The organism is Pseudomonas sp. SWRI81, assembly GCF_014268545.1.
Lineage (GTDB): Bacteria > Pseudomonadota > Gammaproteobacteria > Pseudomonadales > Pseudomonadaceae > Aquipseudomonas > Aquipseudomonas hamedanensis.
In genome coordinates, this window is sequence record NZ_JABWQS010000070.1 from 1 (window position 1) to 14358 (window position 14358).

The window sequence follows — 14358 nt, forward strand, 5'->3', positions numbered from 1 at the left end:
GCCTTGTCCGGCGGACAGAAACAGCGGGTCGCGCTGGCTCGTGCGCTGATCCATCAGCCGCGTCTTCTGCTGCTCGCGATAGGGCCATCAAATACGCTGAAGTACCCGGACCTAGCCAGCCTTGCGCAACGCCTCGATCAGCTCCTGCTTACGCATCGAAGACCGCCCCGGAATGTTCTTCGCCCGGGCTTCCTTCATCAAACTGTCAACGGTCTGCGCGTCCTTCGAAGTCTCGCTGTTGCGCGAGTGCCCCTTGCGACTGGCCACCGCGCGCCGCGATGACTCCTTGCGATCTTCAGACTTGGCGCTCGCCGGCTTCTTGCGTCCCGAGCCGCCGGATTTCTCGCCGCCGCCCGATTGCTTGTTGACGGTCGCCCAGGCCCGCGCTTCGGCCTCATCTGTGGACACGCCTTTTTTCTCGTAGCTGTCTTCGATGTGCTCGGCCTTGCGCTTTTGCTCGGCGGTGTATTTGTCTTTGCTGCCACGAGGCATGGGATTTCTCCTTGCATCGGTAGGTGAAGTTCACTGCCGGCGCTGACGCAGGTCGCGCAAGCACCGGCACGGTCACATGGCTCAGCTGTCGAGTTTGCGCGCTGCTACAACCCCGGCGGCGCTGAGCTTGATCGGCAGGTTCAACGACTGTTCACCGGCCTCGCGGCAGGTCACATGGCCGTGGTGAATCAGCCCGCGCTCCTGTAGCGCCGCGAGGGTATCGGCGACGACTTTCTCGCCGCGATAATTGTCCAGGACTTCTTTGCCCAAGCCATCGGGATGCGCATGCAGCAGGCGGGTGAGGACTTCTTTTTCGAGGTCTTTGTCGACGTTCATGGTTACCTCTTCAGGGGAGTGAACAGGACGCTCGCGTCGGCGAACTATTGACCGGCACCTTCGGAACCCGAGCCACCGGTAGTGGTTTTCGAGCCGGTGCCCGGCCCGGCGTTATCGGGCGCAGCCGGCGCGTCAGGCGTGTTCATGCCGCCCTGGCGTCCAGGGTCGCTGCCTTGGGTGCGCGGGTCAGTGCCCGTTGCCGGCGGCTGATTGATCAGCGGCACGCCAGAGCCATCGGTGTTTATGCCGGGGGCGCTGTTGATGGCCGGGGCTCGCGGTGGCGTCGGATCGGTAGGGCCAGTGCCCGCTGCCGTGGACGAGGCGGCGAACACCGCGGGGCAGAGCAGGGCGCTGAAGACGAAAGCAGTCAACCTTGACGGGATCATAGGGCTTCTCCAGTAATTGGAATCCTTACCCTTTTTTGGTCAGCCCTGATGGCGGATTGGTGCCTGAGGATCGACGAACGGTCTGGCTCAGCGTTGCGGCCTTGACCTCAAACCGCCGCCATGAGAGACGGCCCAGCGTGATCAGCCAGTTTGCCGACGCCACCGCCAATAGCGCGAGCAGCAATGTCGTCACGCCGTGTTCGACAATGATTTGGCCGGCGAGAAAGGGGAAGCCGAACACGCCGACGAAGTAGCAAAGGCTGAACAGCAGCAACGCCTGCGAGGTCGTGCCGGCCGGTGCTTCGTTGGCGGCCAGTGCATTGATCACCGAATACGTCAGGCCGTAACCGACGCCAAGCATCACCGCTGCCAGCAGGTAACTCAATGCGCTGTGGACACCGAACGCAAACAGAACAATCGAACCGAGCATCAGCCCCGATAGCAGGCACGACGCGCGCAGCGGATCACGTTTGACCACAAACCCTGCGATCAACATCCGGCTGCTGATTGCCGCACTCATGAAGCCGAAAAAGAACAGCGAATAATCCAGCGAACGGGCAGCGGCATAGCTTGTCTGGAAACTGGACAGACCGCCGAACACGCAACCACCCAGACCGACCATGACGATGGGGAACAGTGCGCGCGAGCCGAGGACTTGTGTGGTCGCTCGCCAAGTGATTTTCGCTGCCGAAGGGGCTTGTGTGCTGTTCAGTCTGGCACCGAGTCGCCAGAACAACAGGACACCGATAAGGCTCGCCAGCGCCGCCAGGTAAAACGCCGAAGTCACCGGCCAGTTCAGAGCACCGGCAGCACGTCCGAGCAAGGGGCCGCTGCCGATCCCCGTCATCATGCTGCCGGACAGCAAAGCGAAATATTTTGCCCGTTGCGTCGGTGTCACCAGACTGGCGACGATGATCGGTCCCAAGGTGTAGAACACCCCCCAACCCAGTCCCAGCAGAAGGCCAAAAAACAGCAGCAGATGACCGAAGCCCGGCGTCATCGCAAAGCCCAGACTCGCCGCTACCAGCAACAGCCCCAAGAGGGCGATCGAACGCGCCGCCCCTAACAGATCCGACAAATGTCCGGACCCCAGCACCGCGATAAAGGTGCTAAGCATCGCCGCCGAAATGACACGGCCTGCGTCGTGTTCATTGCCGCCACGCGCACCGATCAACAGCGACAGCAAAAACGTCGAGCCATACGACAATGACAACAGATAACTGGCGAGGCAGAACATGCCGAACAATTTGCCCGACACTTGAGGTGTTGAATGCGGCATGACGCGCTTTCCTTGAGCGGCGAGTTAACGTCATCTGTTTAACACGTCGGGCGTGCGCGTCAGGTGCGAGGTTGATAAAGTCAGGATCGCCGTTTGCCGGAGTAAAGGTTCAGACGATGCCGATCTCCTCCTTGAATTGCTCCATGAAACCCTTCAGGCGGTGATGGCGAATCTGTGCCAAACGCTGGCCGGCCGTGGTCTGAAAACCGTCGGCGAGGTGCAGCAGTTTGGTCTGGAAATGATCGAAGCAAAAACGCGTGTCGTCGTAATCACGTTCACGCGCTAGCGGATCCAGCGGGTCATACAGCGCCGCGCCCATGCGCCCGGCAACGTAGAAGGTACGCGCAACGCCAAGCATGCCCAGCGAATCGAGACGGTCGGCGTCCTGGACGATTTTTGCCTCAAGCGTCAACGGGGTGATGTTGGCGGAGAAACTGTGGGCTTCGATGGCGTGGGCGACGCTGGCGATTTTCTCGCGGGGCCAGTTCATTTCCTTCAGCACGGATGACGCTTTGTCCGCTGCCAGACGTGAAGCCTGCGAGCGTAGCGGAGAGTTTTTTTCGACGGCGACGCAGTCATGCAGCAGCACGGCGGCGAGCAAGATGTCGAGATCGCCGCCTTCTGTTTCGTGCAGCGTGCGCGCGTTGTGCCAGACGCGTTGCAAATGGGCGAGGTCATGGGCTCCGTCGTCGCAGGGCTCCAGAGCGTGGGGCAGCAACTCGGCGGCGAGGTCGATCAAAGGCGCAAATGCTGTCGCTGGCATAGACATCGTGTTCATGGGCTCAGTTAAATTTTGTGGCGAGGGAGCTTGCTCCCACCGGGTTGCGCAGCAGCCCCCCGATGCGGTGAACCAGGCAGGCAGCAAGCCTGAATTATGACTGCTTCGCAGCCAAGCGGGAGCAAGCTCCCTCGCCACAAAAGCGCTGCGGACTTAGTATGGCGCTTCAATTTCCCCATAAGGCCCGTCCATGACGATCGAAATCCGCCCGGCGACCCCCAGCGATGCACCGCAGATCCTCGCCTTCATCACCGAACTGGCCGATTTTGAAAAGGCCCGCCACGAAGTCATCGCCAGCGTCGCCGACATCGAGCGCAGCCTGTTCGGCGAAGGTGCTACCGCCCATGGTCTGATCTGTCTTCGCGACGGCTTGCCGATCGGTTTCGCGGTGTTCTTCTTCAGTTATTCGACCTGGCTGGGCAGCAACTGCCTATACCTCGAAGACCTTTACATTACTCCTGAGCAACGCGGCGGCGGCGCCGGCAAAACCTTGCTGCGCCACTTGGCAAAAATCGCCTGCGACAACGACTGCGGCCGCTTCGAATGGAGCGTGCTGGAGTGGAACACCCCGGCCATCGAATTCTACAAATCCCTCGGCGCGCAACCGCAGGAAGAATGGGTGAGGTATCGCATGGATGGCAAGGTGTTGCGCGAGTTTGCCGAGGGTTGAACAAATGATGGCAGTCCAGTGCTGATTCGGTTGTCGCCGCCGCTCTAGTCCGGCATCCTGTGCGCCATTTTTGCGCGCTCACGGACGACACCTGCAATGCCTCTGGCAAAATTTCTCCGCGCCTGCGGAGCGCTCGCTGCGTCAATGAGTGACCAGCAATGAGCGGTCTACAGGCCTCAATGCGCCTGTATGGCCTGGTGAAAAATACCGGGTCTACTGACGACCCAAAACGACAGGCTGTCGAAATTCTCTGCATGGCCCAGCGCACTGGCGGTCTGGCTATTCGGGCTTTCGTGTCGCGGCTTGACGCCGAGTTGATGACGCGCAGTGCCGGACTTGGCGATTACCGCGTGGTAGCGCTGAGAACCTTCGATCCAACAGCGGTTATAGACGCCCATCGAGGCTGGCTGATGCTGCACATCTGTTGCGGCTTCGTCGCTCTCGCCGGCCATTCTCTGTTGGAGAACGGTGCGTTGATCCCGATGGGCTGGCATGTCTATTCCGATATTGGCCGGTGGACGTCCGGGCATCATCTGGACCTTGGCGCGCAAATGGGCGACTTGCTGCAATCGACTTATGAGCGCAATCACCTGCGTAACTACAACGCCTGGCTCAACGAACTGGATGATGCAACGCCTGCCGATTTGAAGTGGCAAGCCGACGAAGCCTGGCGTGCCGTGCAAACCGCAACATCACCTGAAAGCCGTGAGCATTGTCACGCTCTGTTCGACCCGGTCGACAATCGCTGGCGCTTTGCAGCGACCGACATCGACATCTATCAGCCATCCCCGGCACCCCTTAAGCAAGGAGCTTTGAATTGAGTGGTAAACCCGCAGCACGCGTCACCGACCCGACCGCTTGCCCACTGCCAGGACACGGCACCAACCCGATCGTCTCCGGCTCGCCGGACGTGTTTTTCGATGGCCTCGCTGCTGCACGCATGACCGATAAATCAGCGTGTGGCAGCCCGATTACCGGAGCGGTCTCCGGCACCGTCTTCATTAACGGCCTCAACGCCGCGATGCTCGACAGTACTGGCGGGCATGGCAATGTCGTGATCGGTGGCTCGGGCACGGTGATCATCGGCCAGAGCGGCGGAGGGGCAGCGTTTAGTGGGCTGTTGCCGATGCCGGTGCATTTCACTGACAGGTTGCAAGTGACGAATGAAGCGACCGGAGAGCCAGTGCCTTATCACGCCTACACCATTGAACGGGGTGACGGAAGCGAGGAACACGGTGTTACCGATGCGAACGGATTCACGCATATGGTCAGTTCGCACGTGGCGGAAACCATCAAATTATTCGTGGAGTGATTGGTCATGTCCGAAGTCAGCGCACCTACTGAAACACCTCACGCGAAGAGGGAAGTAAAAGCACACACACTTACTTGCAAGACCGATCAGACCAATAAGCAGGTTGCTATATCTCTGCGGAATTTTGTTGTGTTTTTTATTGGTGGTGCTGGAGATCAGGAAAGTTATTATTTCAGTGGTCCAAATAATAACGTCGATGCAGTGCGCGAAATATTCATTAGAGATGCCAAAGCGTTGAATTTTCCTGTGGGAAAATTCGAGTCGTGGCCTCTCGGTTATAATGATTTCATTACTGATAAAGACCTGTCTGAAAAGATACTGGCGAAGATCCCGGACTGCTCAACCGCTGTGTATATTGTGGGTCATAGTCTGGGAGGTTGGAATGGCGCTCACCTTTCAGCCACTCTCACGGAGAAAGGCTATACAGTCAGAATGTTATTGACCATCGATCCGGTTGGCGAAGGTGTGATGGTGTGGAGCATTTCCAATATCTACAGGTTGCCACCCAAGCCCAAGGCTCAGTACTGGGTCAATATTCGCGCCGCACCGAAGATAACAAACGTATCAGATACAGTTGCAAGTTTTGGTGAGCAATGGGAAATCTCTACCGGGCCGAATGTAATGGGGCGGGTAAACGTGAATCATGCGGATGCCAATATTATGTATTTGCGACCGTTGGATAACGGAAAAACTGCTCGTCAGATTTTCAATGAGTCGGTTTTGAGCTTTTTCAAGGAGTGAGCATCGTGTCCCGATTTTTTTTGATATTTTTATTGCTCATATGCTCTGCATGTTCAATGAACCATGGCAAGCCGGCTGCGAAACTGTCTTATTCCGGAGTTGATGAGTTGGAAGATACCGGAATCTATCAGGTTCGCTTTCGCGCCGATGTGAAAATTCTCGAGTTGTTCGAATCACATATCAGCCAAGGGTTGGTATGCGCTGTGGATGATGATCTGGACTTTTCTGTCGCGCACCAGATAAAACGCTCCGGTTTTGGCCTTGTTGAGCGCGATGAGAGGGGGAAGGCAAACGAGTACAAAGCCGACGTCATTTTCAGAGAGTCGACCGGGAAAAAGGGCGCGGAAATCTTTCCTGAGGGGAAAGTACTCAGTCGTTGGTTTACGAAAAGACCTTTTATTTCCTGCGTATTCCGCGCTCATACGACTCCTTACAAAACGTATTTTTCCGAAATCATGCGTGTGCCATCCGCTGATCTGGCGCGAGCAATCAACAGGGAATAACCCTTCGTTCAAGTGGGCTTCTTGTCTGGCGGCAGGAAGCCGATTTGTCGATCACTCTTCTGCCGCCTGCCAATTGCCGCTGAGCGATTCATCCAGCGTTGTCGTACGGAAATCCTGAAGACCCCGGCTTTTTCTTTGTCGAATTCAGCGAATCAGGATTTTTATGCCCGTAGACGAGAAAAGCTTGCTACTCGTCTATGTCCCATTATGTGGGATTGATATTTATATATTGAGATTTCCCTTCCCTCGGGTTTATAGTCCATCGCACTCACTGCCAAAAACAAAACAGGTGAAGCGATGCAGGCGCAATTGATCGCGCTCGATTGGGGGACGACCTCATTACGTGCTTACAAACTCGCGGCGGACGGTGTGGTGCTGGAGCAGCGTGCGCTGTCTTCCGGGATCATGCAGTTGCCCAAAACCCCAAAAGTCATCCACGGACGCGAATGCGTCGACGGCTTTGAACTGGCCTTCGACGAGGCCTGCGGTGACTGGCTCGACGCGCAGCCGAATCTGCCGGTGATCGCTTGCGGCATGGTCGGCAGTGCGCAGGGCTGGCGCGAAGCGGCCTACTGCGAGACGCCGGCCGACGTCGCCCATCTCGGAAACTCCCTACAAACCGTTGTCAGTTTTCGCGGTACGTCCGTGCACATCGTGCCGGGTGTGATTCAGCGTTCGCGTCTGCCGAACGTGATGCGCGGCGAAGAGACCCAAGTACTCGGGGTCCTGCAAAGCCTGCCGGCCGGGTCGGGTAACGACTTGCTGATCGGCCTGCCGGGCAGCCACTCGAAGTGGGTGGAAGTGGTCGATGGGCGTATCACCCATTTCGACACATTCATGACCGGCGAAGTCTTCGCCGTCCTCAGCGAGCACAGCATCCTCGGGCGTACCCAGCAGCCGAGCGCGACCTTCGATGCGCAGGCGTTTGACCGCGGCGTACAAATTGCCCTGTCGACAGATGCTGAGCTGGGCGTGTTGTCGACCTTGTTCAGCGCCCGCACCCTCGGCCTGACCGGTGAACTGAGCCCGACCGCTCAGCCGGACTATCTGTCCGGCCTGATGATCGGCCATGAGCTGGCCGCGCTCGCCAACGTCCAGCGGCGTCGGCGTAACAATCCGAATCTTCCTGCGATCGTGCTCATTGGCAATGCGCAATTGTGTACCCGCTACCGCCGTGCCCTCGACGCCTGCGGTTTCGCCACGGTGACCCTGGCCGAGCAAGCTACCGAGCGTGGTTTGTGGCAACTGGCGCTGGCCGCCGGGCTGATCAAATCCTCATCTCGTTAACCCTGACTGGAGGCCTGACATGCTCAAGCAAGCATTGGCGCAAAACGGTCTGATCGCGATCCTGCGTGGCCTGCAACCGCAGGAAGCTGCCGCGGTCGGAGAAGTCCTGTATGCAGCCGGATTTCGCGTCATCGAAGTACCGCTCAATTCCCCATCGCCGTACGAAAGTATCCGCATCCTGCGCCAGACGTTGCCCGCCGATTGCCTGATCGGTGCCGGCACCGTTCTGACACCCGAGCAGGTCGCACAAGTAAAAGAGGCCGGCGGCCAGGTAATCGTCATGCCGCACAGCGATGCCAAGGTGTTGCGCGCGGCGAAAGCGGCGGGGCTGTACCTGTCGCCGGGTGTGGCCACGCCGACTGAAGCGTTCGCGGCGCTGGAGGAGGGCGCGGACATTCTCAAACTGTTCCCGGCCGAGCAGATGGGCCCGGCGGTCGTCAAAGCCTGGCTCGCGGTGTTGCCAGCGGGCACGGTACTGGCACCGGTCGGCGGCATCACGCCGGACAACATGCAGGTGTTTATCGATGCCGGGGTAAAAGGTTTCGGCCTCGGTTCCGGCCTGTTCAAGCCAGGCATGACGCCCGAGCAGGTTGCGGTCAACGCCAAGGCCTACGTGGCCGCGTGGAAAGCGCTTCGCTAAGACTTTTTGGCGCCGCGTGCGCTGCATCAATAAGAGAGACAAAAAGATGAAAATCACCAAACTCACGACCTTCATCGTTCCGCCGCGCTGGTGCTTCCTCAAGGTCGAAACCGACGAAGGCGTGACCGGTTGGGGCGAACCCGTGGTGGAAGGACGTGCGCACACCGTCGCCGCTGCCGTGGAAGAATTGTCCGACTACCTGATCGGCAAAGACCCACGCAATATCGAAGACATCTGGACCGTGCTCTATCGCGGCGGCTTCTACCGCGGCGGCGCGATTCACATGAGCGCGCTGGCCGGTATCGATCAGGCGTTGTGGGACATCAAGGGCAAGGCCCTCGGGGTCTCGGTCAGTGACCTGCTCGGTGGCCAGGTGCGCGACAAGATTCGTGTCTATTCGTGGATCGGCGGCGACCGTCCGGCTGACACCGCGCGTGCGGCGAAAGAGGCTGTGAGCCGGGGTTTCACCGCAGTGAAAATGAACGGCACCGAAGAACTGCAGTTCCTCGACACCTTTGAGAAAGTCGACCTCGCCTTGGCCAACGTCGCCGCCGTGCGTGATGCCGTCGGGCCGAACGTCGGTATCGGCGTCGATTTCCATGGTCGTGTGCACAAGCCGATGGCCAAGGTGCTGATGAAGGAACTCGACCCCTACAAACTGATGTTTATCGAAGAGCCGGTGCTCAGCGAAAACTACGAAGCGTTGAAAGAACTCGCGCCCCTGACCAGTACGCCGATTGCCCTTGGCGAGCGGCTGTTCTCGCGCTGGGACTTTAAACGAGTATTGAGCGAGGGCTACGTCGACATCATCCAGCCGGACGCGTCGCACGCCGGCGGCATCACCGAAACCCGCAAGATCGCCAACATGGCCGAAGCCTACGACGTAGCGCTGGCGCTGCATTGCCCGCTGGGGCCGATTGCGCTGGCAGCCTGTTTGCAATTGGACGCGGCTTGTTACAACGCGTTTATCCAAGAGCAGAGCCTGGGCATCCATTACAACGAGAGCAACGATTTGCTCGACTACGTGAAGGTCCCGCGCGTGTTCGATTACGACAAGGGCTTCGTGAAGATCCCGAACGGCCCGGGCCTGGGCATCGAGATCAACGAGGAATATGTGATCGAGCGCGCGGCCGTCGGCCACCGCTGGCGCAACCCGATCTGGCGCCACGCCGACGGCAGCTTTGCCGAGTGGTGAGTCTTTGAATCATCGCTAGCCCCTGTGGGAGGGGGCTCGCTCCCGAATGCGGTGTGTCATTCAGCGTATTCTTCGGCAGGTACACCGCATTCGCGAGCAAGCCCGCTCCCACAGGATTCGGTTCAAGTCTTAAGACTGTCCTCAACAAACATAAAAAGAGGCATCTCTCATGCAAACGCACACCCTCACCGGGCAGGCGTCTTTAGTCGCGCCTAGCCGCAAGCGTTTTTTCATCATGGTGTTGCTGTTTATCACCGTGGTCATCAACTACCTGGACCGTAGCAACCTGTCGATCGCCGCGCCGGCGCTGACCAGTGAGCTGGGCATCGATCCGGTTCACGTCGGTCTGATCTTCTCCGCCTTCGGCTGGACCTACGCCGCCATGCAGATTCCCGGCGGCTGGCTGGTCGATCGCGTGCCGCCGCGGATCCTCTATAGCGTGGCGCTGCTGCTGTGGTCAGTGGCCACGGTGATGCTCGGTTTCGTCAGCAGTTTCATTGCGCTGTTCGTGCTGCGCATGGCCGTCGGAGCGCTGGAAGCACCGGCGTATCCGATCAACAGCCGCGTGGTGACGACCTGGTTCCCCGAGCGCGAACGCGCCACGGCGATTGGTTTCTACACGTCCGGGCAGTTCGTCGGTCTGGCCTTCCTGACACCGGTACTGGCCTGGCTGCAACACACATTCGGCTGGCACATGGTCTTCGTTGTGACTGGCGCGGTCGGCATTCTCTGGGCGGTGATCTGGTACGCCGTGTATCGCGAGCCGCGCGATTTCAAGGGCGCCAACGAAGCAGAAATCGATCTGATCCGCGAGGGTGGCGGGCTGGTCGATATCCAGGCCGAGACGGCCAGGGTCAAAGCCAAATTCAGCTGGACCGATCTCGGCGTCGTCCTTAGCAAGCGCAAGTTGTGGGGCATCTACCTCGGCCAGTTCTGCCTGAATTCGACGCTGTGGTTTTTCCTCACGTGGTTCCCGACCTATCTGGTGAAATACCGCGGCATGGACTTCATCAAGTCCGGCCTGCTGGCGTCGCTGCCGTTTCTCGCCGCGTTCGTGGGTGTGCTGTGTTCGGGATTCTTCTCCGACTTCCTGATCCGCCGTGGCTACAGCGTGGGCTTCGCACGTAAATTGCCAATCATTGGTGGCCTGCTGATTTCGACCTCGATCATCGGCGCCAACTTCGTTGAGTCGACGCCGCTGGTGATTGCCTTTCTTGCGCTGGCATTTTTCGGTAACGGTCTGGCGTCGATCACGTGGTCGCTGGTCTCGACACTGGCCCCGGCCCGTCTGCTTGGCCTGACCGGTGGCGTGTTCAACTTCATCGGCAACTTGTCGGCGATTGCCACGCCGATCGTCATCGGCTTCCTTGCCAGCGGTGATTCGTTCGCCCCGGCCATCACCTACATCGCTGTGCTCGCGCTGGTCGGCGCTTTGTCCTACGTGCTGCTGGTGGGCAAGGTCGAGCGTATCGAGTTGTAGTGCTCAGCATCGGGCGACCATAATGCCGCCCGTTCCCTCGCTCAACGGTAAAGGCTGGATATGCAGGAAGACGCTCCGGAAAAAACCAGGGAGGCCGCGCCCACCGGCACCCAGACACTGCTGCGCGGCCTCGGTGTGGTGCAGGCCGTCGCCAGCGGCGCCCGTGATCTCAAGGAGATTGCCCGGCTGATCGGCACCACGCGCAGCACCACCCATCGCCTGGCCAGTTGCCTGGTCGACGGACGCTATCTGCGTGTGGTGCCGCAGATCGGTTATCTGCTCGGGCCGAAGCTGATCGAGCTGGGCTTTCAGGCGCGCGAAGAGTTGCCGTTGGTGACGTTGGCCGGACCGTACCTTGACGAGTTGTCGGCGCTGACCGGCGACACCGTGCATCTGGGCATCCGCGAAGGCGACGAAGTGCTGTATCTGTTGAAGAATCCCGGACGCAATGGTCCGGAGATGCGTTCACGGGTCGGCCATCGCATGCCGCTGGTGCGCACCGGGATCGGCAAGGCGTTGATGCTTGATGACTCGCCGCAGGATTGGCAACGGCTGTACGACATCAGCCTGCCGGCGGGTGGGAAAAGTCAGTTCTGGCCGCAGCATCCCCAGCAGTCGTGGGAGCAGCTCGAGCAGCGCATGACCGAATACGTGGCGGGCGGCTACGCGTTCGATCTGGAAGACAACGAACCATCGATCCGCTGCGTGGCGGCGCCGATTCGCGATGCGAGCAAGGGTATTGTCGCGGCGATCAGTATCGCCAGCACCGTGCCGTACATGCCGCTGGAAAAGATGGCCGAGTTGATTCCCCTGCTTAAAGGAGTCACAACCCGGCTGTCGGCGGAGCTAGGCTTGAAGGTGTAAGTCTTGAAGGTGTAAACCTTGAAGGTTTAAGCCTTCAGCGTCGCCATGTCGATGACAAAACGGTATTTCACGTCACCGGCGATCATCCGGGCGTAGGCTTCGTTGATCTGGCGGATGTCGAGCATTTCGATGTCGCAGGTAATGTTGTGCTCGGCGCAGAAATCCAGCACTTCCTGGGTTTCGGCGACACCGCCGATCAGGGAACCGGCCAGCACACGACGGCTCATCACCAGTTTGCCGGCGTGGACCGGTGGGTTAACTGGCTCGATCAGACCGACCAGAATGTGCACGCCGTCAAACCGCAGGGTGTCGAGGTACGGATTGAGGTCGTGCTGCACCGGAATGGTGTCGAGCAGGAAGTCGAAATACCCGGCGGCGGCTTTCATCTGCTCGGCGTCGGTGGACACGATTACGTGATCGGCGCCCTGACGACGGCCTTCCTCGGCTTTGCTCGCCGAACGGGTGAACAGGGTCACTTCCGCGCCCATGGCTTTGGCAAACTTGATGCCCATGTGGCCCAGACCACCCATGCCAAGAATCCCGACCTTGTCGCCCGCTTTGACACCGTAGTGCTTGAGCGGCGAGTAGGTGGTGATGCCGGCGCAGAGAATCGGCGCGGCGCTGGCCAGTGCCAGTTTTTCCGGAATGCGCACCACAAAGTGTTCGCTGACGACGATGCTGTCCGAATAACCGCCCATGGTGTTGCTGCCGTCCACCCGGTCTGGCGTGGCGTAGGTCATGGTCGGGCCTTCGAGGCAATATTGTTCCAGATTCGACTGGCAGGCTTCGCAGGTGCGGCAAGAGTCGACCATGCAGCCAACACCGACCAGATCGCCCACTTTATGCCGGGTGACATTCGCACCGACAGCGGTGACTTTTCCGACGATCTCGTGGCCGGGCATCAACGGATAAACGGCGATTCCCCATTCATTGCGCGCCTGATGGATGTCGGAATGGCAGACGCCGCAGTAGAGAATTTCGATCGCCACGTCGTCGGCCCGTGGGCTGCGGCGTTCGAATTTCATCGGGGCGAGGGGTGTGGTGGCCGATTGGGCGGCATAGCCGATGGCGGTGTACATGAGTGACCTCGCAAAAGCAGTGACAAGTGAGGCGGTGCATTCTGGGCGCCGACTGAGCGTGCGGCCATGGCGATTCCTCCGGGTCTCATGCCTAATTCTCCGGCATGCAGGTTTTGACGGTCGCAGGGGGCAACGGATCTGCGATGATGTTTTCATCCCTTTTTCCCTGATTTTTGCGAAGACTTTTTTCGATGCAGTTAACTCGTCATCTTGATGCCAACGCCCGGCTGGTTTCGCTGATCGAACCGCTGGCGCTGCGTGATGGTTACAGCCAGACCGGCTTGCCCGGCGTGCAAGTGCTGCGCGCCAGTTGCGATGTCGCCCGTGGCCCGCACATTTACGAGCCGAGCCTGATGATCATCGCCCAGGGCAGCAAACTGGCGTTCCTCGGCCCGCGGACCATGGAATATGGCGCCGGGCATTACCTGATTCAGGCACTGCCGGTGCCCTTCGAGTGCGAAACCTTTGCCTTGCCCGACGCACCCTTGCTCGGTGTCTCGGTGGCAATTGATCGGGTGCAGCTCGGTGAGCTGGTGCTGGCGATGGGCCTGGCGCCGGGGCGGCATATCCCGGCGCAGACGCCGGAATCGATGACCTCGGTGGTGCTCGACGATGACATGCGTGGCTGTGTCGAGCGGCTGCTCAGTTGCCTGCACGATCCGCTGGAATGTCAGATTCTCGGTCCGGCGCGGGTGCGCGAGTTGTTGTTCGTCGCGCTACGCGGGCCGCAGGCGGATGTCTTGCGCGCGCTGGTGGAACAGCAGGGGCAGTTCGCGCGGGTGGCGGCTTCGATCAGCCATCTGCACGCGCATTACACCGAGCCGTTGAACGTCGAGACCCTGGCCGGTTGCGCGAACATGAGCGTGTCGACGTTTCATGAGCATTTCAAACGCAGCACGTTATTGTCGCCGGTGCAGTATCTGAAGCGGCTGAGGTTGCTCAAGGCGCAGACCTTGCTGGTGGCCGAGGGCCTGGGCGTGGCGCAGGTGGCGCATCGGGTGGGGTATCAGAGCACGTCGCAATTCAGCCGCGAGTACAAACGTTATTTTGAACGTAGCCCGGGAGACGAACGCGCCGCCTAAGTCGACGAAGATCCCCTGTAGGAGTGAGCCTGCTCGCGATAGCGGTATGTCTGTGCCAATGATGCTGGCTGACACACCGTTATCGCGAGCAGGCTCACTCCTACAGTTGTTTTGTGGTGTCAGAGGAATTTTGGGCAACAAAAAGGCCCCCATGTCGCAGACTGTGTGAAAACGCAATCTGCCCCGGTTAAATACAAATGCCCCGACTTGTCGGGGCATTTGTATTTCTGAAAA

17 protein-coding genes and 1 pseudogene are annotated in these 14358 nt (G+C 59.4%); 12 read left to right on the forward strand and 6 right to left on the reverse strand.

From position 1 onward, the window contains the following. Positions 1-75 (forward strand): annotated as a pseudogene (locus HU765_RS25900) (ATP-binding cassette domain-containing protein); the annotation flags it as partial. 36 nt (positions 76-111) lie between these two features. On the opposite strand, the gene HU765_RS25905 reads toward HU765_RS25900, so the two are convergent. The 5 genes from HU765_RS25905 to HU765_RS25925 all read right to left on the reverse strand — a co-directional run bounded on the left by HU765_RS25905 (position 112) and on the right by HU765_RS25925 (position 3256). Continuing rightward, complete coding sequence (locus HU765_RS25905) at positions 112-492, reverse strand: Rho termination factor N-terminal domain-containing protein (protein WP_186546990.1); 381 nt, start codon at positions 490-492, stop codon at positions 112-114. An 81-nt stretch (positions 493-573) separates the two neighbouring features. After that, positions 574-828 carry a hypothetical protein gene (locus tag HU765_RS25910; protein WP_186623885.1) on the reverse strand — a complete coding sequence of 85 codons (255 nt, stop codon included), beginning with the start codon at positions 826-828 and terminating at the stop codon, positions 574-576. Positions 829-872: 44 nt separating this feature from the next. Further along, positions 873-1214 (reverse strand): hypothetical protein, encoded by a 342-nt coding sequence (locus HU765_RS25915; RefSeq protein ID WP_186623887.1) that lies wholly within the window; start codon positions 1212-1214, stop codon positions 873-875. A 25-nt stretch (positions 1215-1239) separates the two neighbouring features. Next, positions 1240-2493, reverse strand: coding sequence for an MFS transporter (locus HU765_RS25920; RefSeq protein WP_186623889.1), 1254 nt, complete (start codon positions 2491-2493; stop codon positions 1240-1242). Positions 2494-2602: 109 nt separating this feature from the next. Beyond that, positions 2603-3256 carry an HD domain-containing protein gene (locus tag HU765_RS25925; protein ID WP_186623902.1) on the reverse strand — a complete coding sequence of 218 codons (654 nt, stop codon included), beginning with the start codon at positions 3254-3256 and terminating at the stop codon, positions 2603-2605. A gap of 205 nt (positions 3257-3461) precedes the next feature. On the opposite strand from HU765_RS25925, the gene HU765_RS25930 reads away from it, so the two are divergent. The 10 genes from HU765_RS25930 to HU765_RS25975 all read left to right on the forward strand — a co-directional run bounded on the left by HU765_RS25930 (position 3462) and on the right by HU765_RS25975 (position 11963). Then, on the forward strand, positions 3462-3941 hold the full coding sequence (locus HU765_RS25930; RefSeq protein WP_186546994.1) for a GNAT family N-acetyltransferase: 480 nt from the start codon (positions 3462-3464) through the stop codon (positions 3939-3941). 158 nt (positions 3942-4099) lie between these two features. Then, a complete protein-coding gene (locus tag HU765_RS25935; protein WP_186623891.1) occupies positions 4100-4762 on the forward strand; it encodes a hypothetical protein in 663 nt (220 codons plus the stop codon). Continuing rightward, complete coding sequence (locus HU765_RS25940; RefSeq protein ID WP_186546996.1) at positions 4759-5253, forward strand: PAAR domain-containing protein; 495 nt, start codon at positions 4759-4761, stop codon at positions 5251-5253. Before HU765_RS25935 ends, HU765_RS25940 begins: the two co-directional genes overlap by 4 nt. Before the next feature lie 6 nt (positions 5254-5259). After that, positions 5260-5994, forward strand: coding sequence for an alpha/beta hydrolase (locus HU765_RS25945; RefSeq protein WP_186623893.1), 735 nt, complete (start codon positions 5260-5262; stop codon positions 5992-5994). A 5-nt stretch (positions 5995-5999) separates the two neighbouring features. Next, a complete protein-coding gene (locus HU765_RS25950) occupies positions 6000-6497 on the forward strand; it encodes a hypothetical protein (protein ID WP_186623894.1) in 498 nt (165 codons plus the stop codon). A gap of 297 nt (positions 6498-6794) precedes the next feature. Further along, positions 6795-7784, forward strand: coding sequence for a 2-dehydro-3-deoxygalactonokinase (locus HU765_RS25955; RefSeq protein ID WP_186623895.1), 990 nt, complete (start codon positions 6795-6797; stop codon positions 7782-7784). Between the two features lie 19 nt (positions 7785-7803). Then, positions 7804-8424, forward strand: a complete 621-nt coding sequence (locus HU765_RS25960) for a 2-dehydro-3-deoxy-6-phosphogalactonate aldolase (protein ID WP_186623896.1) — start codon at positions 7804-7806, stop codon at positions 8422-8424. Positions 8425-8470: 46 nt separating this feature from the next. Next, a complete protein-coding gene (gene dgoD, locus HU765_RS25965; RefSeq protein WP_186623897.1) occupies positions 8471-9619 on the forward strand; it encodes a galactonate dehydratase in 1149 nt (382 codons plus the stop codon). A 169-nt stretch (positions 9620-9788) separates the two neighbouring features. Then, the gene (locus tag HU765_RS25970) at positions 9789-11099 is read left to right on the forward strand and encodes an MFS transporter (RefSeq protein WP_186623898.1); all 1311 of its coding nucleotides are present in this window, start codon (positions 9789-9791) and stop codon (positions 11097-11099) included. Positions 11100-11159: 60 nt separating this feature from the next. Next, entirely contained in the window at positions 11160-11963 is an 804-nt protein-coding gene (locus HU765_RS25975) for an IclR family transcriptional regulator (protein WP_186623899.1), read from the forward strand. 26 nt (positions 11964-11989) lie between these two features. Here HU765_RS25975 and HU765_RS25980 read toward each other — a convergent pair whose 3' ends face one another. Continuing rightward, positions 11990-13042: an NAD(P)-dependent alcohol dehydrogenase gene (locus tag HU765_RS25980; protein ID WP_186547003.1), complete on the reverse strand. Its 1053-nt coding sequence runs from the start codon at positions 13040-13042 to the stop codon at positions 11990-11992. A 191-nt stretch (positions 13043-13233) separates the two neighbouring features. On the opposite strand from HU765_RS25980, the gene HU765_RS25985 reads away from it, so the two are divergent. Beyond that, positions 13234-14124, forward strand: a complete 891-nt coding sequence (locus HU765_RS25985) for an AraC family transcriptional regulator (RefSeq protein WP_186623901.1) — start codon at positions 13234-13236, stop codon at positions 14122-14124. Positions 14125-14358: the final 234 nt, after the last annotated feature.

Excerpts from the sequence above, each read along its gene's own strand:
- HU765_RS25915 (WP_186623887.1), bottom strand. The coding sequence starts at position 1,214 with ATGATCCCGTCAAGGTTGACTGCTTTCGTCTTCAGCGCCCTGCTCTGC.
- HU765_RS25960 (WP_186623896.1), top strand. The coding sequence starts at position 7,804 with ATGCTCAAGCAAGCATTGGCGCAAAACGGTCTGATCGCGATCCTGCGT.
- HU765_RS25980 (WP_186547003.1), bottom strand. The coding sequence starts at position 13,042 with ATGTACACCGCCATCGGCTATGCCGCCCAATCGGCCACCACACCCCTC.
- HU765_RS25955 (WP_186623895.1), top strand. The coding sequence starts at position 6,795 with ATGCAGGCGCAATTGATCGCGCTCGATTGGGGGACGACCTCATTACGT.
- HU765_RS25905 (WP_186546990.1), bottom strand. The coding sequence starts at position 492 with ATGCCTCGTGGCAGCAAAGACAAATACACCGCCGAGCAAAAGCGCAAG.
- dgoD (WP_186623897.1), top strand. The coding sequence starts at position 8,471 with ATGAAAATCACCAAACTCACGACCTTCATCGTTCCGCCGCGCTGGTGC.
- HU765_RS25970 (WP_186623898.1), top strand. The coding sequence starts at position 9,789 with ATGCAAACGCACACCCTCACCGGGCAGGCGTCTTTAGTCGCGCCTAGC.
- HU765_RS25925 (WP_186623902.1), bottom strand. The coding sequence starts at position 3,256 with ATGCCAGCGACAGCATTTGCGCCTTTGATCGACCTCGCCGCCGAGTTG.
- HU765_RS25930 (WP_186546994.1), top strand. The coding sequence starts at position 3,462 with ATGACGATCGAAATCCGCCCGGCGACCCCCAGCGATGCACCGCAGATC.
- HU765_RS25945 (WP_186623893.1), top strand. The coding sequence starts at position 5,260 with ATGTCCGAAGTCAGCGCACCTACTGAAACACCTCACGCGAAGAGGGAA.
- HU765_RS25920 (WP_186623889.1), bottom strand. The coding sequence starts at position 2,493 with ATGCCGCATTCAACACCTCAAGTGTCGGGCAAATTGTTCGGCATGTTC.
- HU765_RS25985 (WP_186623901.1), top strand. The coding sequence starts at position 13,234 with ATGCAGTTAACTCGTCATCTTGATGCCAACGCCCGGCTGGTTTCGCTG.
- HU765_RS25910 (WP_186623885.1), bottom strand. The coding sequence starts at position 828 with ATGAACGTCGACAAAGACCTCGAAAAAGAAGTCCTCACCCGCCTGCTG.
- HU765_RS25935 (WP_186623891.1), top strand. The coding sequence starts at position 4,100 with ATGAGCGGTCTACAGGCCTCAATGCGCCTGTATGGCCTGGTGAAAAAT.
- HU765_RS25975 (WP_186623899.1), top strand. The coding sequence starts at position 11,160 with ATGCAGGAAGACGCTCCGGAAAAAACCAGGGAGGCCGCGCCCACCGGC.